We start from the raw sequence: 19,948 nt of genomic DNA on the forward strand, positions 1-19,948 counted from the left end.
GGCACGGAGGCTGCGCTAGGCTAGACGAAACTAGAGGCACATCAGGCAGTTAAAGCCCGCCTCGGCAATGGGATGAAAGGAATGAGTACCGCCGTCAAAACCGCCGTCGCAAAGCGGAAGAAAGCGATTACCGCGCAGGACTTGATGAATGCAGCTGTAGAGCTGCTGGATTCCCACCGCAGCGTTTCGTCATTGAGTTTGCGGGAAATCGCCCGCGCTGCTGGCATTGCGCCTAACTCCTTTTATCGACATTTTCGCGATGTGGACGAACTGGCCGTGGCGCTGATCGACCAGGCCGGTCGCAGCTTGCGCGGAGTAATTCGCGAAGCGCGCCAACGCCTGTCGCCCGAACGCAGCGCCATTCGCACCTCGGTTGAAGCGTTTATGGACCAGCTCGATGCGGAGCAGAAAACGCTGCACATTCTGCTGCGGGAAATGTCGATTGGATCAGTCGCCTTTCGCCAAGCGGTTGAGCGCGAGCTCCGTTACTTTGAAGATGAGCTGTGCGACGAACTGGTTCGTATGGCGGAACTCACCGGCCACGATACCTTTGAACCCGCGCTGGCCTCCAAGGCCATCACCCGACTGGTGTTTACCATGGGCGCCTCCGCCGCGGAACTGTCTCCGGAAGCGCGGGGCCCGATCATCGAAGAGACCGTCATCATGATCAAAATGATTATGGAAGGCGCCCAATCGCTGGCGCGAAAGGATCAGACCAAAAAGTCCTAAGCCTTTTTCTGCGCCGCAAACCATTGCGTAAAGGCCTCACTCATAAAGCGAACAAAGCAGGTCAGCCGCGCATTCTGACGCATATCCGGATGGTGCAGAATCCAGATACCGGTATCGAAGTTTTTAGCCGGATTGGCATGTCGCACCAAGCCTTCGGCGGCTTCACTGGGCAATAGCGCCAAGCCCAAACCCTGTCGCGCCAATGCCGCTGCAGCGCGCAAGGAACCGGCGCGGGCGCTCACACTAAAGCGGGGCAGCTGTTTGTCGAGCCACTGACAGGCCGGGACCTGCAGCAGCTTGCCTTCGGGGGCAATTACCGACGCAACGCTGCTGGCGGGTAGTGATTCCGGAAATTCGCCCAGCGACGGGATGCCGTAAAACCCCCAGTCCATTTGCCCAAGACGCTTGCCAATCAAATACTCGGGCGGCAAATTGGTGGCGCGCAGGGCGATATCCGCTTCGCGACGGGCCAGATCGAGATGCTCCTGATCGGCGCGTAATTCCACCGTAATCTGCGGGTACTGCCGACAGAATTCGGCGATCAGCCCCGGCACGATCCAGTCGAGAAAGGTATCCGGGCAAGTCAGGCGGATCGAACCTTCCAACAAGGTATCACGGCCCGCTACCTGCCGCTCTACATCGTCCATCACATCGGCGACCTGGCGCACGCGCTCGTATAATTGCAGGCCGAGGTCGGTCAGCTGGTAGCGATTATCCAGTCGATCGAACAGGCGGGTCTGCAAGCGCTCTTCCAACTGATTAATGCGGCGAAACACCGTGGAGTGATTTACGCCCAGCGAGCGACTGGCGGCACTCAGTGAGCCACCCTCGGCGACCGCATGAAAGAAGCGCATATCGTCCCAGTCTTTCACAGGCTTTTCCCCGCCGCGTTTACGCCGGCCATCAGTCCACGCGTATGCGACCGTTTGAAATCAATGTCGGGGCCAACGGGGACAATGCCCGTCGGATTGATCGTGCCGTGGCTGCGGTAATAATGCTGTTTGATATGGTCGAAATTCACGGTCTTTTCCACCCCCGGCCACTGATACAGCTCGCGCACATACTCGGCAATTGCCGGGAAATCTTCCAGCCGCTGACGGTTACATTTGAAGTGGCCGTGGTAGACCGGATCAAAGCGAATCAGCGTGGTGAACAAGCGCCAATCTGCTTCGGTAATTCGATCGCCGACCAGAAAACGCTGATGCACAAGCTTGCGCTCTATCGTATCCAGCGCCTCAAACAGGCTGTTATAGGCTTCTTCATAGGCACTTTGGGTGGTTGCAAAACCCGCTTTGTAGACGCCGTTGTTGATACGGTGGTAGACAAACTCATTGATCTCATCAATCTCGGCGCGCAAGTCTTCGGGATAATAATCGTCATGATTGCCGGTGACCTCGTTAAAAGCCGAATTGAACTGACGAATAATCTCCGAGGATTCGTTGTTCACAATGCATTCCCGCTGAGCATCCCAAAGGACCGGCACAGTAACCCGCCCCGTGTAATCGGCTTTGTGGCGGGTATAAATCTGATGCATTACGTCACTCTGATAGAGCGCATCACCCGTTGAACCGCTGCGGGCATCAAAGGTCCAGCCCTGTTCCAGCATCAGCGGACTTACCACGGATACATCGATCAGATCTTGCAGGCCTTTTAACTCCCGGAAGATCAGCGCGCGGTGCGCCCAGGGGCAGGCCAGGGAGACGTACAGCTGATAGCGCCCCTTCTCAAGTGGGTGCTCACTGTCGCCAAGAGCACCGCGAAACTGGCTCTCTTCACGCACAAACTTGCCGCCGCTTTTGCTGGTGTCATACCACTTGTCTTGCCATTTGCCTTCTACCAGTAAACCCATGTGCCGCTCCTTTCGTGGTCAATACCGACAGCCATCTTTACGCAGGCAGCCGGAAAGGTGACCAGTGAAACATACCGCAGAGTCGCCCGCCTTTTGCATTTATGCAAATTGAATTAGCGATTATCGCTAATTTTATTTCTTCTTCGCAAAGGCAAAAATGCACAGCGTTGTCACCCCAAACCCTATTTCGGAGAACGATTATGCAAAGCATCAACCCATCTCACGCAGGCACCGCCCTGCTCCGCATTAGCCTCGGCGTTATCTATCTGGCACACAGTGTCTACCTGAAATTGTTTGTATTTACTCTGCCCGGCACCGTGGCTTTCTTTGAATCCCTTGGCCTGCCGCCCTTTATTGCCTACGCCACTTTTCTGGCTGAAGCGGTGGGTGGTTTCGCCCTGCTGATTGGCTTCCAGACCCGCGTTGTTGCACTGGCCCTGATTCCGGTCGCCCTCGGCGCCACCTGGGCCCACGCGGGTTTTGGCTGGGTGTTCAGCGCTCAGGGCGGTGGCTGGGAATACCCCTTGTTTCTCACCGTCGCCACTGCCGTGGTAGCGCTGCAGGGCGAAGGGGCCTTTGCGGTTGATCGCGAAGCTCAAGCCCGCATCGCTCACGCCTGAAACTGAGATCCCCCTTGCGTCGGCGGCTGTTTGGCCCCGGCGCTTTTTTATTTTAGGGATCACCCTTTATCCTCACGTAGCCACGTCATTGCGAACCCAGTGAAGCAATCCCGACCAGTGTGTCACCCACGCCCATGAGATTGCTTCGTCGCCGCGCTCCTCGCAATGACGACCTTCCGAATCAGCTTTTGCTTGTCAGCACTCGCAGCTCTTTTACTTTAGGAACCACTTTTTTACGCCCATCTATCCACGTCATTGCGAACGCAGTGAAGCAATCTCGACCAGTGCGTCCCCAACCCCATGAGATTGCTTCATCGCTACGCTCCTCGCAATGACACCCTAGCGAATCAGCTTTTGCTTGTCAGAATCCGCAGCGCCGCTTATGTTTGTCGCCCATGAATGACGCTCATGATCTGAATCTAATACTCGAAGCCCGCACACCGCTGGTGGTGCTGGAGACCTTTGAAGAAACCCGTGCGCTCCAATTGTTAACGCGAGTCGCCGTCAAACGCGCCTGTGCCTTGCACTGCTGGTCAGCGACCGAAGGCATCAACTACCTGGGCTTTGGTCACAAGATTGAGAGCGATGACGATCTCGCAGACCCGGAGCGGGCCTTGCGAGCGATCAAAAAACAAAATCAGCCGGCCATCATTGCTCTCTGCGATTTTCACCCCTACCTCACCAATCCGTTGATCGTGCGGCTGGTCAAAGACATTGCCTTGGGCGATGAAAAAACGCGCCCCACGCTGGTGCTGATCAGCCACAGTCTGAAGATGCCGCCGGAACTGACGCGGCTCAGCGCCTACTTTCGCATGCGCCTACCCACAGAAGCCCAACTGGAAGCGGTTATTCGCGAGGAAGCCCGCCTTTGGGCCGGCGAGAATGGCGGTCACCGGGTGCGTACAGACCAACAGACCTTGTCGCAGCTGATGAACAATCTGAAGGGCCTGAGTTTTGACGACAGTCGCCGCCTGATTCGTAGCGCCATTCGCGACGACGGTGCCATCGATGAAAGCGACCTGCCGGAAATCAACCGCGCCAAGTTCCAGCTGATGGATATGGAAGGCGTGCTGAGTTTTGAGTACAACACCGAAAAGTTTTCCAGTGTTGGCGGCCTGCACGGATTGAAGCACTGGCTTGAGCAACGCAAAGGCGCCTTCCTCAATGGCAGCAGCAAGGACACACCCAAGGGCGTCATGCTGCTCGGTGTGCAGGGCGGCGGCAAAAGTCTTGCGGCCAAGGCCATCGCCGGTGTCTGGGGCCTGCCCTTGCTGCGCCTGGATTTTGCGGCGCTCTATAACAAGTACATCGGGGAAACCGAAAAGAACCTGCGCGAAGCGCTGGAGCTCGCCGAATTAATGTCGCCCTGCGTGCTGTGGATCGATGAAATCGAAAAAGGCCTGGCGAACGGCGGCAGTGATGACGGTACCTCCCGCCGCATTCAGGGCACGCTGTTGACCTGGCTGTCGGAGCGCAGCAAGCCGGTTTTTGTCTGCTGCACCTCCAACGACATTAGCGGACTGCCGCCGGAGCTGGTGCGAAAGGGCCGTCTCGACGAGATCTTTTTTGTGGATCTGCCCGATGAAGCGGTGCGACGGGATATTTTTGAAATACATCTAACAAAACGCGACCAGAGTCCAGGCCTGTTTGACCTGCCGCTGCTGAGCGCGGCGAGCGCCGGGTTTTCCGGTGCCGAGATCGAGCAGGCCATTGTGTCTGGCCTCTATACCTGTGCCGCACAGGGCACAGACCTGACCACGGAAACCCTGCTGCACGCCATCGCCAATACGCGCCCCCTGTCTGTAGTGATGGGTGAAAAGATTCAGGCGCTGCGCGATTGGGCCAACGACCGCACCGTGATGGCCTGACGGCCACTATTGCGGAAAGTACTGACCCTATTTGTCCTTGACCGCCGCTGCGGCCAATTCGACACTGAAGCGACTCGTCGACCAAGAGGAATCGCTGTGCAGCCTGTCCACCCGGAACCCCCTGAGCTCTGGCATTCGCTGTCCGAGGGCATGCGCGCCCTGATGGAAGTCAATCAGCTCCTCCTTTCACGCCCACTGCTGAAACGCATTCCGCGCGGTGACGGCCATCCGGTGATGACCTTGCCCGGTTTTGGCGGTGCCGATGGCAGCATGGCGCTCCTGCGCGGCTGGCTCAATCGCTGGGGCTACGATGCACGGCCATGGAATCTCGGCCGCAATTTTCCGAAATACCGCATGGACTCCCTTGACGCGGCCATGGTGTTTCGGGAAAAGATGGTAATGCGCGCCGGTCGCGAGCTGGAAAAGGTTTTCAAGGAGACCGGCCAGAAAGTCAGCCTGATCGGCTGGAGCATGGGCGGCCTTTATGCCCATGAACTCGGTCAGAAACACCCGGAATGGGTGCGACAGGTTATCACTCTGGGCACCCCTCACGGGGATCCGCGCGGCACCGCGGCCTGGGATATTATGCGCCGCCTCTACAACAGTGAGGTCCCGGAAGAAGTACAGGATGTCTCCGGCTGGCTTGGCACCAACATGGAAGCCGTGACTGTGCCGGTGACAGTGATCTTCAGCCCGACCGACGGCATCGTCAGTCAGGAAGTCGCCACGCTACGCCATGCGGATGTAAATCATCTGGCGGTCAACTCGAGCCATTTGGGTTTTGCAATGAATCCGCGTGTGTACCGCTTGATTGGCCGGCAATTGGCGCGCAGCGTTTGAATCACCAGAAAGCAAAAAGGGCCCAATAGGGCCCTTTGGAAAACGCGCAGTTCATCACCTACAAACGGGTGAAAGGCTTCAGCAGTGTCGGGATCAACGCCCGGAAGCGCAAGCCACCGTCCATACCCGCGAGGCAGATACAGGGCTCATCGGCGAAGGCCACCGGCTGGTGTTCCACGCTGCCATCCAGATCGGCAATATCTCCGACATTGAAGTCGCCTAACGCATCGCTATAGCCACCCTGCATGATCAGCGTCAGCTCGGAGGATTTGTGCGTATGCACCGGCATGCTTTTGCCTTCCGCGATACGCAGCATAAAGGAACGACCTTCACTCAAGGGCAGCTCAAGCTTTTCAATCCCCGGCGCCAGTTTCCGCCATCTCAACTGCTCGTAAGAGTCAGCCTGCAGCAGGTTCTTCAGGGCATTGGGCATGAAAATACCGCCTTTAACGGCAGACTGCTGAGCGGAAGGTGCCGGACGCGCAGGCGCTGCAGCCGGCTCGGGCTGGCTGTCCAACAATGCCAACATGGCGTCCCGGGCCGAAGCCGACACCGGCTGCAGCGGCAGACGCTCCAGCATATGACCACCCAATGCTTCGGCGCGCCGCAGCTCACTGCGACAGCTTGCACATACTTCCGTATGGCAAGTCACCACCAGCGCCATAGCGGCAGGCAGTGAGCCCGCAGCGTAAGCCGCCAGCGTATCCGCCTGTAGATGGTGTTCTACGTTCATCCTTCCTCTCCGTACTTCTTGCGCAGGGCCTGCAGGGCCAGACGCAAACTTGACTTAACACTTCCCAGCGGCATACCGGTTTCACCGGCAATTTCGCTGTGGCTCTTACCCTCGAAGTAAGCCTTGTAGACCACTTGGGCCTGATTCTGGGGCAAGGCTGCCAGGGCGTCCTGAATGCGATCGGCATCCAGTTCGCCGCTATCTTCCTCCGGATCTTCCGCCCCGACGCCCGCTTCCAGATACTCATCTTCGAGCTCGTAGACCTTCGCCCTCTGCTTACGCAGACGATCGATCCATAGATTTCTTGCGACCCGAAACAGCCAGGTACTAACCGCGGCCTTTTTGGGCTGGTACAGGTGCGCCTTGTTCCACAAGGCAAGCAGCGCCTCCTGAGTCAGGTCTTCCGCCATTCCGGCATCAACCCCCTGCCCCAGCAAATACGCATTTACCCGTGGAGAAAAGTAGTCAAACAGGGCCATAAAACTCTGTTTATCCCTACCTTCAGCGACCTTGGCCATGCACTCGATCCAGTACTTGGGATCGATACTTTCGCCGAGGCTGTCTGTCATTCCTACTCCTTAGTGCCGCTCTTACGCGAGTCTGCGGCAAATGGATCAACTTTTATTCAAGTCCAAGTAGAGCATATTTGACCGGCCAGCGACTACAGCACAAGCCACCGTAGTCGTTGCCATCGCCTGCCGCACAGCGATACCATAAAAGCCTGCTGTCAGGAGATCTTCATGCCCCACCAAGCCCCCGCCCAGACCCGCCAATTTGCTGATCTTATTGGAAATACTCCGCTGATCTACCTGCGTGGGGTCTCTGAAATGACCGGCTGCCACATTTACGGCAAAGCCGAGTTTCTGAATCCAGGCGGCAGTGTAAAAGATCGTACCGCGCTCGGCATTGTACGCGCCGCGGAAAGCAGCGGCGAGCTGCAGCCCGGGGGCACTATCGTCGAGGGCACCGCCGGCAACACCGGTATTGGCCTGACGCTGCTGGCCAACTCACTGGGCTACAAGTCGGTTGTCGTCATGCCCCAATCTCTGAGCAAGGAGAAAATCGAGCTACTGGACCTCTATGGCGCAGATCTGCGTCTGGTCAAGGCCACCAGCTACGACGACCCAAATCATTACATTCACACCGCCGAGCGTCTCGCCAAGGAGCTGTCCGCCAAAGATCCTAACGGCGTGGTGTGGGCGCGACAGTTTGATAATACCGCCAACCGCGACATCCACTATCAGACCACCGGCGCCGAAATCTGGGAGCAGACCAATGGCAAGGTCGACGGTTTTATCTGCGCCGTTGGCACCGGCGGCACCTTGGCCGGTACGGCAATGGCATTGCGAGAGCGCAACAGCGATATCAAGATTGGTATCGCCGACCCACAGGGTTCTGCCCTGTTCAACCACTACGTCAATGGCGAACTGAAAGCCGAGGGGCGTTCCATCGCCGAGGGTATCGGCATCAGCTTCGTCACCGGCAACCTAGAAGGCATTGATATTGATATGCCTTTCCAGATCTCTGACGCCGAGGCGCTGCCTCACATATTCGACATCCTGCGCCATGAGGGGCTATGCCTAGGCGGCTCATCGGCAGTCAACATCGCCGGCGCCGTGCGCATGGCTAAAGAGATGGGGCCGGGACATACTTTGGTCACCATCCTCTGCGATTACGGCGATCGTTATAAGAGCAAACTCTATAACCCGGTATACCTAGAGCAGGTCGATCTGCCAGTACCGAACTGGCTGCGGGTCTGAAGGCCCCAGTTCAACAAGAAAATACATAACAACGGGGAAACTTCATGGACATGACCAGCATCATTACTCTGGTAGTGGCAGCCTTTCTGCTGATGTACGCCGTTACCATTTACAACAATCTGGTGGCGCTCAAACATTCGGTGTCCAAACACTTCTCCAATATCGATGTGCTGCTCAAACAGCGTCATGACGAGCTGCCCAAACTGGTAGAAACCTGCCGCCAGTACATGCAGTACGAACAGCAAACATTGGAAAACGTGATCGAAGCCCGCTCGATGGTGGCCAAGGCGCAGGCCCGGCGCGACGTTAAAGCTCTGGGCGAAGCGGAAACCTCTCTGCGCGCAGGGCTCGGCAACCTGTTTGCACTGGCCGAGAATTACCCGGAGCTGAAAGCCGATAAGTCCTTTCAACATCTTCAGCAGCGCATCTCGGCACTGGAAAACGGCATTGCCGATCGCCGCGAGTCCTATAACGAGGCTGCAAACAACAATAACGTGCGCATCGAGCAGTTCCCCGATGTACTCATCGCCCGTTTTATGAATTTCGAAGCTTTCGATTTGCTGGAATTCAGCGAAGAAGAGTTAAAAGACGTTGATATGAAAGCGCTGTTTCGCTGACAGCGCCGCTCACCGTATTCGATAGTTCACCATGGATACATTCAGCGACTACCTGTGGGTGGAGCTTTTCACCCTCGGCTTTGGCCTGTTTGCCTGGATAGGCAGCTTCAGCGCGCTCAAGAAGGCGCGCCTGATCGAAGATACTCCAACCTCGAAGATTCGCTCGGCGCCGCAGGGCTACGTAGAGATTATCGGCCTGTGTGAAGTGCACCCGGAAAACGGACCGCTGCACGCCAAACTAACAGGCAACCCCTGCGTCTGGTACCGCTATAAAATCGAGCGTTATGAATCCAGCGGCAAAAACAGTCGCTGGCGCACACTGGAAAGCCAGTCCAGCAAAACCCCTATCGTGCTCAACGATCAAACCGGACGCTGTTTTGTGCACCCGGATGGCGCCGATGTCTCGCCGCGACACACTCGTACCTGGCACGGCAATTCCCGCTACCCAAGCTCACCCAAGAATACCAGCAGCCTGTTTGGGCGCCGCTACCGTTACACCGAAAGCGTGATCGAGCCCGGCCAGATGCTCTATGCGCTGGGCCACTTTGAAACCCTGCATCCACCTTCGATGGAGAGTCAGGCTAGGAGCAATACCAATGCGCTGATCACGGCGTGGAAACGCGACTACGACCAGCTTATTGAACGCTTCGACACCAATACTGACGGTGAAATTGATTTGCAGGAATGGGAAGCGGTGCGAGAGGCAGCGCATCGGCAGGCACTGCAAGACGCCTCTGACAACTACGACAATACGCCAGTCAATGTCATGAGCTATAGCCCGGTGAAGCGCCAGCCCTTTCTGATCTCAACGCGTGAGCCCAAGGCCTTGAGCCGTCGCTATCGCTGGCAATTTATCGGCCTCGGTGTGGCCGCAATCGGCTGCACACTGACCTTTTTGTTCTTGTTGCCTGGCGCGTGGCAGGCCTGGCAGTGGTTGTAAACCCCGCCCCATTTTAGTGATGCAGTCGGCGTAAACATTTTTCCACCCGTTGCTATAATCGTTTTTGTTAATAATTCACTAAATAACAAAAGCGACTGAGCGGTAACGCAGGCTATGGGCAAAACAACTGACACACGCGAGCGCATTCTCGATACCGCCGAGCAGCTGTTTGCACGCTACGGCTACGCTGCCACGTCGATCACCGATATTGCCGACAAGGTGGGGATTCGCGGCCCCGGCGTCTACAAGCACTATCGCAACAAACTGCATATTTACGAGTGCGTGCTGGCACGCCTGTTTGACCCGCTGCACGATGTGATTGAAAAGCTCAGTCACGGCGATACACCTGAGGATATGATGCGGCAGATTGAGGCGGTACTGAGTAACCACGCGGAACACCCGAACATGGCCAAACTCATTCAGCATGCCACACTTGCCAATGACGAAACCCTGAAAATTTTGGCCGACAAATGGTATCGACCTTTCTTCAGTTATATCTCACAACTGGCGGAAACGTCGGAAAAAAGCTGGATCAACATTCCCTCTGTCATGACCTTTCACTGCATGATTCTCGGCTATATCACTCTGGCACCGCTGCATGCGCGAATTTTTAATCTCGACCCCTTGTGTGAAGGCGAGGTGCAGAATCAGCTCGACTTTCAACAGAAGCTTTTGGACATGATTGGCAGCGAATCCGTTGCCTGAACTGCTCAGACTCACAAACCACTTTTCATAAAATAAAAAAAGCCCCGCGATGCGGGGCTGTGTTTTTGCGACTGATATCAGCTAACAATTACTGATTTTCAATCAGGCGCTGGCGCAATGCGTTAGCCAGCTTACGCGCATCGTAAGCGTTGGCTTGATCCGGCATCGGATTTTTGCGCATCAAAACTTCCAGGCTGTACTTGTACGACGAACGGCTCGTTGACGTCGACAAGCCAGAGCCCGGAGAAACAACGGTACCACCCGTCACGACGGTGTCGCAGTTACCCAGCATGTCGCAGTTGCGATAGTAGGTCTGACTCTGCTGATACGTCGCACCAAAACCTGAGTCGGTTGTCGTAGTGCGCGTTTTCTTGTCTTCGTTGCGATCTACCGTTTCGAACCAGTCATAACCTTTGGCCATGGTCAGTTCGGCAGCACGCAGCAGCGCATAATCTTGCACGGTTTCTGAAGGCGTTGAACTGTTACCTTCAAAGGTAACGCGATAACGGTTGTCACCCAGCGATGTTTCCGTGTAACCGTAGTCCCCTCGTCCTTCGGCTGGCTTGTACGGTGTATCCGATGCGCAAGCCACCAGCAAAGCCGATGAGAGCACAATCAAACCTGTAAGCCACGTTTTCACAATAACCTCCTTCAAGCGAGTTGGTCGTTTGACCTTGTTGTACGACGCTGAACATTCAGCGGATGACAGCAGTCTAACGGGAGCAGCTTAACAACAGCTTAATGTTCCAAAGCCGCGCTGTACCGCGCTTACAAGGGTGGTATAGTCATACCCAAAGCGCTTAAATCAAACAAAAGCGCATTATTAACAACAAAAACACGCAACACGGGGAACGCGCAGTGGAATTTCCAATTATTCCCGGCTACACCATCAGTCGCCCCCTGGGCAAGGGCGGCATGGCCGTTGTTTACCTCGCCACACAGGACAGCAGCGGGCGCCAAGTGGCCCTTAAGTTGATGGCCAAGCATTTGCAAGCCGACCCCAGTTTCAGCGAACGTTTTTTACGCGAGGCTCGAATCTGCGCGGAACTGGAACACCCAAATATTATCGCCATCTACGATGTAGGCCAGCACGAGTCTTACCGCTATATGGCCATGGAAGTGTTGAGCGGCGGCGATCTGAAAACCCGAATGAAAAAGGGCATACAGATTCGCGACGGCCTCGACATCGTGCGCGGGGTCGCGGCCGGTCTCGATTACGCTCACAAGAAGAATTTCATTCACCGGGATATCAAACCCGAAAACATTCTGTTTCGCGGAGACGGCAGTCCGGTGATCTGTGATTTCGGCATCGCCCGCGACACGGACTCCCAGACTCAAATGACCAAGACAGGCACCGTCATCGGGTCGCCTCATTACATGAGCCCAGAGCAGGCGGAAGCCGCCCAATTGGACAGCCGCTCAGATCTCTATAGCCTTGGCATCATTCTCTACGAGATGCTGACAGGTCGAGTACCTTTCAAAGGCGAATCGGCGATCTCCATTGGGATCAAACACATTACTGCGCCACCTCCGGCGCTGCCGCCACAGGTTGCCCACTTTCAAGCATTCATTGACAAGGCACTGGCAAAAGACCGCGACGAGAGATTCCAGACCGGAGCTGAACTCATTGCTGAACTGGAAAAAGCGATTGAAGGCTTTAGCGAGGAAGTAGCCGCCACCGTCGTGCACAGCGGTAACGACGCAGATCAACCGCTTCCCGCAACCGTCCATGATGACGGCAACGAAACACTGATCAGGCCCGGCGAAATGCGCAAGGCGAAAGCGAAACGTACCTTAGGCGCTTGGATTGCGGCCGGGGTCGCGGTCGTCGCCTTGCTGGCTGGCGGCGGCTGGCACTACCTGCAACAGAATCCGGGCGCCGCGAGCGCTCTGACCAGCTCACTCAGCAGCGCCGAGCAGCAACTCCTGAACAATGCCAACCTGGCTGCCAGCGAAGGCCGCTTCTACTCGCCGCCAGGGGACAACGCCCAGTTTTATCTGACGTCACTGATGGCCCGAAACCCACATTCGCCGGAAGCCAAGGCCGCAATCACGCAATTGTTCGAGACTTACCTGAATGAAGCCGAACAGGCCATCGCCAGCAGTGACCTTAAACGCGCGGACGCCTTTCTGAATCAGAGTTCGCAGATTACGTTTTATATTGAGAACCAGGATCTGATGGACAGGCTGCGAGCCTTGCGCGCCAGCGCCAACGCTGCGCGCTATTAAACGGCGAAAAGGATTTAAGCTGAGGGAGACAGTCCGAACACCAGTTCGACATCACCAAACACCAGCTGGTCACCATCGCTCAGGTGAGCTTCGGTGACACGCTGACCGTTGTGCTGCGTGCCATTGGACGAATCGCAATCGCGCAGCAACCAGCCCCCGTTTACACACTCGATTTCTGCATGCCTGGAAGACACCGCTCGCGTATTAAGCGTAATGTCACAGTCGGCCTCGCGACCGATGCTGGTCAAGCCGTCATTCAAGGTAAAACGTTGGCCTGCCACCAGCCCGCCACTCACCACAAGAGATGCCACCGGGCCACGCGTTTGCGGGGCTTCTTCTCGCAGACTGCGGTTAACGATAACCACCCCTTCACCACGGCTTGAGAAGGTCGCAGGTGGCGCCTTGGCTGGCGCAGGCTTAGCCGCCACGCCTTTCACTGCGGCCCCCGCGTTTGCTTGCGCCACAGGCTTTCGCGCTGTCGGTTTCTGGGCACTCGGCTTCTGGGGCATAGATTTTTGAGCTATAGGTCTCTGGGAAAGCGACTTTTCGGAGATCGCCTTCTGCACGACTTCGTAATCCATAGAGTCGAAACGGACCAGATCACCCGGCTTGAGCACCGTCACCGTGATGCGCTGGCCGTTAACAAAAGTCCCGTTGGCCGAACCCGTGTCCTGCAGGTAAAGCTTGTCTTCTTTGACCAAAAAGGTGGCGTGCTTGCGCGACACATGAGGCTCGGTCAGCACCAGATTGCACTGGCGCTCACGCCCCACGGTAAATTCATTTGTCAGTGATATTACGTCGGCATCAGCCTGATGTGGCCGCAGTCCCCAGGCTGAAACAGCGCGAGCACCTTCGGTCATACTGAGCCCTGAAAAAAATAATATAAGGCACCGAGCACCAACAGCCCGGCAACCAACAATAGAGACTGCCGCGACGCTGACTTACCGCCGGTGGCGACGTTTTCGGCCTGCTCTCGCTCACGACGTTCGGTTTCGGAAGGTGCCTGTACCAGCACCACCGTTACGTTGTCTGCGCCGTTGTTGGCGAGTGTTTTTGCGACCAGACTGTCGGCAATTTCATCGACGTCGTCGGATGCACGAAAGCTGGCAACAATATCGTCGTGTGGTACGTAGTCGTTAAGACCATCGCTGCACATAAGAAGGATCTGACCGGGCTCGAAACTGTCACGAATAGCATCAACCTGCAGCTTCTCGACATTATCCTGACCGAGTGCTTGCAGCACGATATTGCGCCCCGGGTGATTGGCCGCCTCCTCCTCGTTGATGTGCTGTTCTTCGAGCAGCCGCTGCACCAGAGAGTGATCGCGAGATATCTGCTCAAGGCCGCGCTCCTCGCTCCACAAGTAGCAGCGGGAATCGCCGACCCAGGCGACTTCAAAACCGGAATCATCAGCTGTCAGCGCAACAACAGTGGATGCCATGCCGGGCCGACCATGACCTTTTTCCGGAGCGGCAAGAATGGCTTCGTGAGCCTTAACAATCGCAACTTCAAGATCGTGGCCCTGTGCCACCTGATCACGAATCACCTGACACGCAATCTCGCTCGCGATTTCACCGGCATCGTGACCGCCAACACCATCTGCAAGAATCCAGAGATTGTGTTCAGGCGCCGCGGCAAAGTTGTCCTCGTTATTACTGCGACGACAACCAACATCCGATCGGGCTGCGTATTTCAACATGCCTTGCGTTTACCTGTAGTTATTAATTTTACAACGCTGTAGCTCGGCCCCTGTCGCTCATAACACATAAGGCGCACCGCCTCCCGGCAGCACCTACGACACTATGAAATGAGTATAAGCGATTCACCGCTAATAGCCAGTCAGCGGCGGATCGACAGATCGCGCATTTTACCGCTGTAGCGACGGCAGTTTCGCCACAGCCAGTCGTTGCGCTCACGCAAGGCTTCGCGCATGGCACTGCGATCCGGATAGCCCCGCAGCATGTGACCTTTACGCAGTGCCTGTTCCAGCGACAGGGCATCAAGTTTGCCTCGCCGGCAATCCGACCAATCGACGGCCTGTGCCAGACAACTCCAACTCAATAATCCAATTATCAGAAACCGCTTCATCATGACCTCCCTGTCATTTATGCAAGCATTTCAGTTTACAGGAAAAACTCCAGACCGACAGTCACCAGATCGTAGTCGGCCACGACGTCCGAGCCATTGTCTTTGAACTCGAAGCGGTCGTATTCAATCTTCAGATTCATCCCCGGTGCACCACTGAATCGAAAGCCTACACCCCAGAAAGGATCAACGCCGTCTTCGTAGTAGCGGGTCACGAAGTTGGCGCCTGCCTGATGCTCATCGGTAACTTGCTCCCAGCTCAGAATGCCGCCTTTGACAAAGAAGCTGCTGTACTCGCTGAGAGGCAGTTCCATTTGTACATCAAATCCGATGCCATAGGTTTCAGCTTCCGCCGAAGCCGTGGGTGTCGCGACTGCCGATTGGCCGAAGTTAATATAGGAAATGCTGCCGCCCAACAGACCGGAGTGAAAACCGACACCACCACGAAAGGCGATATCTTGGTCGTCGATATCCGTACCGGGCGGGAAGTCGGCGGGATCAATATCTTGCCGCGCCTGCCCCACATCCACGTGAAAATTCAGTGTCGGCGAGCGGTAGTGGTCGGCAAGAGAAAGCGAGCTTAGCAGGGGGCACAGTGCCCCGATCAGCAGGATTCTGTTCATGTGAGCAAACCTCAGACGGTGTGATCACATGCTGCACTTTCGCAACTGAACCTTAACTGAACCGATCGAGCGCACTACGCTCATCGAGGTAAGCGATCAGGATTTTAAAAAGCTGTTTAAGGTCAGCCGTTTAACTTCTTCAATCCGTTCAATAACCGGGTAGGACGTATCATGGACCCAGTTAATGATCGTGGCATTGATCAGACCAACGATCATCTCACCAATAAAGGCGGCGCTGTACTGGGGCGACACATCTCCCAGTCTTACACCAGCGCCTACCAGTTCACCAAAGGCGGCGTTGAGATCGCCCAGCCGTTTGCCAATCTGGCTATTTTCACTGGATAGATCCAGCAGCGTCTGGTGCACCAGACAACGTTCCAGCTCAGCGTAACGCTGAAGATTGTCGGCCATGATGCCGTAAATATATTCAATACGTTCGCGCGTGGTATCAAACTTTTCCAAGGCCAGCTCTATCACGTTGGAGGTTTCGTCATAGAGCATGGAATCGCTCAAATCACGAATCAAATCCTGTTTTGAGCTGTAGTAGTTGTAGAAGGTCTTGCGGGCCACCTCCGCCGCTTCACAGATCTCCTCAACCGTCGTTGACTCCACCCCCTTGTCGGCAAACAGGGTCAGTGCAGCCTCATTGATGCGGCCACGAACTTCCAGCTTTCGCTGCTCACGGCGGCTAAGGCCTGGCTCGGCCGCCGATTTGATTGCGGATACGTTGGTCATAAGTCTCTAATTACAAAACATTCGGCGGCGCCGGATTGACCTGATTGATTATACCCTCTGTTCGCTCGCGCAGGGCCTGATCGGATTTTTCCGTGCTGGGACGAATCCAGAATTTGTCCTCTTTCAGCGCCTTGAGCGCGTAGTCAGCCACCTCGTGAGGTGACGTGGTTTCCAGTTCCATGCCGAACTGCTCCATCATTTTCTTCATATCGTCGACCGAGCTGATACCCGACGCTTTCACACCTGTGCCCGGCAGATCTTCCGGACGTACGCGCTCGGAGTTGAACAACCCGGTGTCTACCACGTGGGGGCCGGGGAAAAGAGCGTTCACCTTGACCGGCGACTGTTTGGCGAGCATCTGGTAATACAGGGTTTCCGTGATCGCCATGACCGAGGCCTTGGTGGTGGTGTAGATCGGCGCATCGGGCAGCATCAGAAAGGCGCCGTTACCGGAACCTGTGACCACAAAATGCGCTTCTTCATTCTGCTCCACGAGGCGCGGCATAAAGGCATTGATAGAATGGATAACACCCCAGATATTCACTGAAAAAGCCCACTTCCAGTCGTTGAGGTTGTAGTCCCACATGTCGCCGGCCTCACCGGCACCAATGCCGGCATTGGCAAACATCAGGTGCACCGCACCGAATTCGGCGAAGGCCTTGTCAGCGAGGTTGTTCAGGTCTTCCTGCTTGGAGACGTCGGTCTTCACCGCAATGGCCTGTGTACCGCGCTCTTTCAGCGCAGACACGGCGACGTCGAGTCCCTTGGCATCCACATCCGCGAGTACAATTTTCGCCCCCTCAGCCGCCAGCGCCTCACCGAGCGCCCGACCGACGCCGCTCGCGCCCCCGGTAATGACAGCCACCTTGTTATTGAAATCTTTCACAGGACACCTCTTACACAGTTTGGGTTTATGCTCTTTGCAAGGACTCTAGTACAGCCGCGAAAATTTTTACACACTTGTTACCTTTTTTTAATTTCGACGGGACCACTTCCCAGCGACGGCGTCCAACTGGAGCCCCAAAGCTGCAGATGGCATAATGCGCCGCTTTCCCCCACAGCCACAGGACACCGCATGAAAACGCTGGACGCGTTCCTCCAAGACAGCGCCATCGATAGCGACCTCGCCAAGGTAATCTCAAAATTGGCGCACTGCTGCGAAACCATCAACACCCAACTGCAGCGCGGCGAACTGGCGGGCATCCTTGGCAGCGCCGGCGCAGCCAACGTGCAGGGTGAAACCCAGAAGAAGCTGGATGTTATCGCCAACGATTTGCTGAAGGAGGCCTTGAAAGCCTGCCCCTCGGTACGTGGAATTGCATCCGAAGAAGAGGATGAAGTGGTAGGTGCCAATGCCGACGGCCGCTTTCTGGTGACCTACGATCCGCTCGACGGCTCCTCCAACATTGATATCAACAGCATGGTTGGCACCATCTTCTCAGTGCTGGGCAGCGAGGCCAGCGGCCCGGTGACAGAGGCCGAATTCCTGCAACCGGGTCGCGACCAGAAAGCCGCAGGCTACGTTCTCTACGGCCCCTCGATGATGCTGGTATTTTCCACCGGCGACGGCGTCACCATGTTTACCTTTGACCCGGAGCAGAACAGCTGGCTGCAAACGGTGGAGCGGGTTGAGCTGGCCCCAGACACCAAAGAATTTGCCATCAACATGTCCAATCATCGTTTCTGGGCCGAGCCAATGCGCGCCTACATTGATGATCTGCTAAAAGGCAGCGATGGTCCACGCGGCAAGAATTTCAATATGCGCTGGGTCGCGGCGATGGTCGCCGATGTACACCGCATTCTGTGTCGCGGCGGCCTGTTTACCTACCCCTGGGATTCACGCAAGCCGGATCAGGCCGGCAAACTGCGCCTGATGTACGAAGCCAACCCGATGGGGCTATTGGTAGAACAGGCCGGTGGTGAAGCGTGGACAGACTCGGTCAGGATTCTGGATATCCAGCCGGAGCAGATTCACCAGCGAGTGCCGGTGATTCTGGGCTCCGCCAATGAAGTGAAGTGCTGCGTGGAATACCACCAGCGTTGAGATAAGAAAGCGACTGTCGTCATTGCGAGGAACACCCTCGCAATGACGTCGTTGGCTTAAAGCGAAAAAACCCCGTCCTTCAGCTGCACGCGGCGACCGACAAATTCCTCCGTCATCATCGCGTTCATCAGCTCGGCATTTTCATTGTAGGCAATGGTTCGCTTGCCATTCGGCAGGGTGACAACCACCACTGCGCGCCAGGGATTGTCACCCTGAAACAGAACAGTGCAGCCGACAATTTCACCCTCACCCTGATCAACCTTGACCATCTCCAGCGGCGGCGCTTCGGCGCGGGCTTCGGCGGTCAGATCGGCGAAACCAAAACCATTCGGGCCGGGTTCGGTGGACCAGACGCCAAAACCTTGCTTGGTCAACATACCGGATACGGACGTGATATAGCCTTTTTTGCCCGGTTGTTCGCGCAGCAATTCAGCCATGCGCGCCGTGGATTGCAGCACATAGTTATTCAGCGGGCCGCCGCCAAAGGTCATGCCGCCGGTAACGGTAATCTGCTGATCCAGCGAAATACCAATCTCGCGGGCGTAGATCTGAACGGCGGAGGGGAAACAGCTGTAAAGCTCGAGCACGTCGATATCGTCGACGGTCATATTCGCCAGTTCCAGCGCTTTTTTACCCGCCAGACGCGCGCCCGGACAACCGGCGAGATCGACACGCTGGGAGGTATTCACCATAAAATTGCTTTCTGTGCTGGCCCAGGGAAAGACCCACTTGTCGCGCGGAATACCCAGCGCCTCGGCCTTGGCCACGGAACAGAACAACAGGGCGCCGGCCTGATCCACGTTCCACTGACTGTTGTGATACTTGGTATAGGGGAAGGCCAGCATTTTGTTTTTGGGTGAGGCATTGCGAATTTGCTCAGCCGCCATGCCATCGCGATTCCAGGCGTGGGGATTTTGCTTCGCTACGTCCGCCATGCCCTCGTAGAGCTTCGCCACGCGGTCGCGGTGACTTTCCAGATCTTCACCCTGAGCGTGGCGTAGCGCACTTTCCATCAGCGCATAAAACCCCACCGGCATACCGAGACCGGCGGCGGACTCCACCTCAGACCAGATTTCCTGCTCCGGCTCCAGGTGTACGTCGGGCGCTGAATCCTGTTGGGTCTCAGGTGCTTCGAGGCCCTGTATCGTAGCCTGCAGAGCGCGGAACTTCGCTTCGCCGCCCACGACTAAGGCGGCCTCAATTTCCCCACCGTTAATACGCTGGCAGGCATCTGCAAACAGGCTTTGCTGCAAAATACCGATCTCGGCAAGCAGGGTAGTTGCGTTAGGCGCACCGATGGCTTCACCGACGCGCTGCGCCGGGTTGGCATAGGTCCAGACCCCCTTGGGAACACTGATCCGCTGCACATCTTTGAGCAGCCCCGGCACACCGCAGTCCTCTCCGGCTGCGCGCGCCGCGCGCACCATCAACTCAACGGCCTCGTCGGCTTTGGCCGGGTCGGCCTCGCGCTGGTTAATCACACCAATGCCAACCAATACCGGAGTATTGGGGGCCAGTTCCGGGTTGTCGGATCTCTGAGTCATGCCAGCGGCTCCTTTCGATTTTGTGCG

At 56.3% G+C, this 19,948-nt stretch carries 22 protein-coding genes; 10 read left to right on the forward strand and 12 right to left on the reverse strand.

Annotation, left to right across the window (positions count from 1 at the left end; all coding sequences use genetic code 11):
• Positions 1-81: 81 nt before the first annotated feature.
• Positions 82-729 (forward strand): HTH-type transcriptional repressor FabR, encoded by a 648-nt coding sequence (gene fabR / locus FHR99_RS12685; protein WP_246386917.1) that lies wholly within the window; start codon positions 82-84, stop codon positions 727-729.
• Here the strand turns inward: fabR and FHR99_RS12690 are convergent.
• Together FHR99_RS12690 and FHR99_RS12695 are read right to left on the reverse strand one after the other, a co-directional pair.
• Positions 726-1,601, reverse strand: a complete 876-nt coding sequence (locus FHR99_RS12690) for a LysR substrate-binding domain-containing protein (RefSeq protein WP_183411079.1) — start codon at positions 1,599-1,601, stop codon at positions 726-728. The genes fabR and FHR99_RS12690 overlap by 4 nt on opposite strands.
• Positions 1,598-2,578 carry a glutathione S-transferase family protein gene (locus FHR99_RS12695; RefSeq protein WP_183411080.1) on the reverse strand — a complete coding sequence of 327 codons (981 nt, stop codon included), beginning with the start codon at positions 2,576-2,578 and terminating at the stop codon, positions 1,598-1,600. Before FHR99_RS12695 ends, FHR99_RS12690 begins: the two co-directional genes overlap by 4 nt.
• 200 nt (positions 2,579-2,778) lie before the next feature.
• Here FHR99_RS12695 and FHR99_RS12700 point away from each other — a divergent pair, with 200 nt between their 5' ends.
• The 3 genes from FHR99_RS12700 (at position 2,779) to FHR99_RS16615 (ending at position 5,906) form a co-directional block, all read left to right on the forward strand.
• Positions 2,779-3,198: a DoxX family protein gene (locus FHR99_RS12700; RefSeq protein WP_183411081.1), complete on the forward strand. Its 420-nt coding sequence runs from the start codon at positions 2,779-2,781 to the stop codon at positions 3,196-3,198.
• Positions 3,199-3,593: 395 nt separating this feature from the next.
• A complete protein-coding gene (locus tag FHR99_RS12705) occupies positions 3,594-5,066 on the forward strand; it encodes an AAA family ATPase (protein WP_183411082.1) in 1,473 nt (490 codons plus the stop codon).
• Positions 5,067-5,162: 96 nt separating this feature from the next.
• Positions 5,163-5,906 (forward strand): PGAP1-like alpha/beta domain-containing protein, encoded by a 744-nt coding sequence (locus tag FHR99_RS16615; protein ID WP_183411083.1) that lies wholly within the window; start codon positions 5,163-5,165, stop codon positions 5,904-5,906.
• A gap of 58 nt (positions 5,907-5,964) precedes the next feature.
• Here FHR99_RS16615 and FHR99_RS12715 read toward each other — a convergent pair whose 3' ends face one another.
• Complete coding sequence (locus tag FHR99_RS12715) at positions 5,965-6,639, reverse strand: ChrR family anti-sigma-E factor (protein ID WP_183411084.1); 675 nt, start codon at positions 6,637-6,639, stop codon at positions 5,965-5,967.
• Positions 6,636-7,208, reverse strand: coding sequence for a sigma-70 family RNA polymerase sigma factor (locus FHR99_RS12720; RefSeq protein ID WP_183411085.1), 573 nt, complete (start codon positions 7,206-7,208; stop codon positions 6,636-6,638). The genes FHR99_RS12715 and FHR99_RS12720 overlap by 4 nt, the downstream gene beginning before the upstream one ends.
• A 171-nt stretch (positions 7,209-7,379) precedes the next feature.
• Here FHR99_RS12720 and FHR99_RS12725 point away from each other — a divergent pair, with 171 nt between their 5' ends.
• The 4 genes from FHR99_RS12725 to FHR99_RS12740 all read left to right on the forward strand — a co-directional run bounded on the left by FHR99_RS12725 (position 7,380) and on the right by FHR99_RS12740 (position 10,661).
• On the forward strand, positions 7,380-8,399 hold the full coding sequence (locus tag FHR99_RS12725; RefSeq protein WP_183411086.1) for a cysteine synthase A: 1,020 nt from the start codon (positions 7,380-7,382) through the stop codon (positions 8,397-8,399).
• A 44-nt stretch (positions 8,400-8,443) separates the two neighbouring features.
• The gene (locus FHR99_RS12730) at positions 8,444-9,016 is read left to right on the forward strand and encodes a LemA family protein (RefSeq protein ID WP_183411087.1); all 573 of its coding nucleotides are present in this window, start codon (positions 8,444-8,446) and stop codon (positions 9,014-9,016) included.
• A gap of 31 nt (positions 9,017-9,047) precedes the next feature.
• Positions 9,048-9,956 carry a GIDE domain-containing protein gene (locus FHR99_RS12735; protein WP_183411088.1) on the forward strand — a complete coding sequence of 303 codons (909 nt, stop codon included), beginning with the start codon at positions 9,048-9,050 and terminating at the stop codon, positions 9,954-9,956.
• A gap of 114 nt (positions 9,957-10,070) precedes the next feature.
• Positions 10,071-10,661, forward strand: coding sequence for a TetR/AcrR family transcriptional regulator (locus FHR99_RS12740; RefSeq protein WP_183411089.1), 591 nt, complete (start codon positions 10,071-10,073; stop codon positions 10,659-10,661).
• An 88-nt stretch (positions 10,662-10,749) separates the two neighbouring features.
• On the opposite strand, the gene FHR99_RS12745 is transcribed toward FHR99_RS12740, so the two are convergent.
• Positions 10,750-11,301 carry a CC0125/CC1285 family lipoprotein gene (locus FHR99_RS12745; RefSeq protein ID WP_183411090.1) on the reverse strand — a complete coding sequence of 184 codons (552 nt, stop codon included), beginning with the start codon at positions 11,299-11,301 and terminating at the stop codon, positions 10,750-10,752.
• 218 nt (positions 11,302-11,519) lie between these two features.
• Between FHR99_RS12745 and FHR99_RS12750 the strand changes: the two genes are divergently transcribed.
• Positions 11,520-12,890 (forward strand): protein kinase domain-containing protein, encoded by a 1,371-nt coding sequence (locus tag FHR99_RS12750; protein WP_183411091.1) that lies wholly within the window; start codon positions 11,520-11,522, stop codon positions 12,888-12,890.
• A gap of 14 nt (positions 12,891-12,904) precedes the next feature.
• On the opposite strand, the gene FHR99_RS12755 is transcribed toward FHR99_RS12750, so the two are convergent.
• The 6 genes from FHR99_RS12755 to FHR99_RS12780 form a co-directional block, all read right to left on the reverse strand.
• Positions 12,905-13,750 carry an FHA domain-containing protein gene (locus FHR99_RS12755; RefSeq protein WP_183411092.1) on the reverse strand — a complete coding sequence of 282 codons (846 nt, stop codon included), beginning with the start codon at positions 13,748-13,750 and terminating at the stop codon, positions 12,905-12,907.
• Positions 13,747-14,589, reverse strand: coding sequence for a PP2C family protein-serine/threonine phosphatase (locus FHR99_RS12760; RefSeq protein WP_183411093.1), 843 nt, complete (start codon positions 14,587-14,589; stop codon positions 13,747-13,749). Before FHR99_RS12760 ends, FHR99_RS12755 begins: the two co-directional genes overlap by 4 nt.
• 140 nt (positions 14,590-14,729) lie before the next feature.
• Positions 14,730-14,978: a hypothetical protein gene (locus tag FHR99_RS12765; RefSeq protein ID WP_183411094.1), complete on the reverse strand. Its 249-nt coding sequence runs from the start codon at positions 14,976-14,978 to the stop codon at positions 14,730-14,732.
• Positions 14,979-15,013: 35 nt separating this feature from the next.
• Entirely contained in the window at positions 15,014-15,598 is a 585-nt protein-coding gene (locus FHR99_RS12770) for an outer membrane beta-barrel protein (protein WP_183411095.1), read from the reverse strand.
• Positions 15,599-15,694: 96 nt separating this feature from the next.
• A complete protein-coding gene (locus FHR99_RS12775) occupies positions 15,695-16,333 on the reverse strand; it encodes a TetR/AcrR family transcriptional regulator (RefSeq protein ID WP_183411096.1) in 639 nt (212 codons plus the stop codon).
• A 10-nt stretch (positions 16,334-16,343) separates the two neighbouring features.
• Positions 16,344-17,219, reverse strand: coding sequence for an SDR family NAD(P)-dependent oxidoreductase (locus FHR99_RS12780; RefSeq protein WP_183411097.1), 876 nt, complete (start codon positions 17,217-17,219; stop codon positions 16,344-16,346).
• Positions 17,220-17,408: 189 nt separating this feature from the next.
• Here FHR99_RS12780 and FHR99_RS12785 point away from each other — a divergent pair, with 189 nt between their 5' ends.
• Positions 17,409-18,377: a class 1 fructose-bisphosphatase gene (locus FHR99_RS12785; protein ID WP_183411098.1), complete on the forward strand. Its 969-nt coding sequence runs from the start codon at positions 17,409-17,411 to the stop codon at positions 18,375-18,377.
• Between the two features lie 56 nt (positions 18,378-18,433).
• Here FHR99_RS12785 and FHR99_RS12790 read toward each other — a convergent pair whose 3' ends face one another.
• On the reverse strand, positions 18,434-19,921 hold the full coding sequence (locus FHR99_RS12790; RefSeq protein ID WP_183411099.1) for an acetyl-CoA acetyltransferase: 1,488 nt from the start codon (positions 19,919-19,921) through the stop codon (positions 18,434-18,436).
• Positions 19,922-19,948 lie beyond the last annotated feature (27 nt).

Origin of the sequence: Litorivivens lipolytica (genome assembly GCF_014191715.1) — a bacterium.
Taxonomy (GTDB): Bacteria; Pseudomonadota; Gammaproteobacteria; order Pseudomonadales; family Spongiibacteraceae; genus Litorivivens; species Litorivivens lipolytica.

Excerpts from the sequence above, each read along its gene's own strand:
- FHR99_RS12760 (WP_183411093.1), bottom strand. The coding sequence starts at position 14,589 with ATGTTGAAATACGCAGCCCGATCGGATGTTGGTTGTCGTCGCAGTAAT.
- FHR99_RS12770 (WP_183411095.1), bottom strand. The coding sequence starts at position 15,598 with ATGAACAGAATCCTGCTGATCGGGGCACTGTGCCCCCTGCTAAGCTCG.
- FHR99_RS12730 (WP_183411087.1), top strand. The coding sequence starts at position 8,444 with ATGGACATGACCAGCATCATTACTCTGGTAGTGGCAGCCTTTCTGCTG.
- FHR99_RS12725 (WP_183411086.1), top strand. The coding sequence starts at position 7,380 with ATGCCCCACCAAGCCCCCGCCCAGACCCGCCAATTTGCTGATCTTATT.
- FHR99_RS12705 (WP_183411082.1), top strand. The coding sequence starts at position 3,594 with ATGAATGACGCTCATGATCTGAATCTAATACTCGAAGCCCGCACACCG.
- FHR99_RS12740 (WP_183411089.1), top strand. The coding sequence starts at position 10,071 with ATGGGCAAAACAACTGACACACGCGAGCGCATTCTCGATACCGCCGAG.
- FHR99_RS12755 (WP_183411092.1), bottom strand. The coding sequence starts at position 13,750 with ATGACCGAAGGTGCTCGCGCTGTTTCAGCCTGGGGACTGCGGCCACAT.
- FHR99_RS12695 (WP_183411080.1), bottom strand. The coding sequence starts at position 2,578 with ATGGGTTTACTGGTAGAAGGCAAATGGCAAGACAAGTGGTATGACACC.
- FHR99_RS12720 (WP_183411085.1), bottom strand. The coding sequence starts at position 7,208 with ATGACAGACAGCCTCGGCGAAAGTATCGATCCCAAGTACTGGATCGAG.
- fabR (WP_246386917.1), top strand. The coding sequence starts at position 82 with ATGAGTACCGCCGTCAAAACCGCCGTCGCAAAGCGGAAGAAAGCGATT.
- FHR99_RS12790 (WP_183411099.1), bottom strand. The coding sequence starts at position 19,921 with ATGACTCAGAGATCCGACAACCCGGAACTGGCCCCCAATACTCCGGTA.
- FHR99_RS12715 (WP_183411084.1), bottom strand. The coding sequence starts at position 6,639 with ATGAACGTAGAACACCATCTACAGGCGGATACGCTGGCGGCTTACGCT.
- FHR99_RS12765 (WP_183411094.1), bottom strand. The coding sequence starts at position 14,978 with ATGAAGCGGTTTCTGATAATTGGATTATTGAGTTGGAGTTGTCTGGCA.
- FHR99_RS12700 (WP_183411081.1), top strand. The coding sequence starts at position 2,779 with ATGCAAAGCATCAACCCATCTCACGCAGGCACCGCCCTGCTCCGCATT.
- FHR99_RS12785 (WP_183411098.1), top strand. The coding sequence starts at position 17,409 with ATGAAAACGCTGGACGCGTTCCTCCAAGACAGCGCCATCGATAGCGAC.
- FHR99_RS12775 (WP_183411096.1), bottom strand. The coding sequence starts at position 16,333 with ATGACCAACGTATCCGCAATCAAATCGGCGGCCGAGCCAGGCCTTAGC.
- FHR99_RS12735 (WP_183411088.1), top strand. The coding sequence starts at position 9,048 with ATGGATACATTCAGCGACTACCTGTGGGTGGAGCTTTTCACCCTCGGC.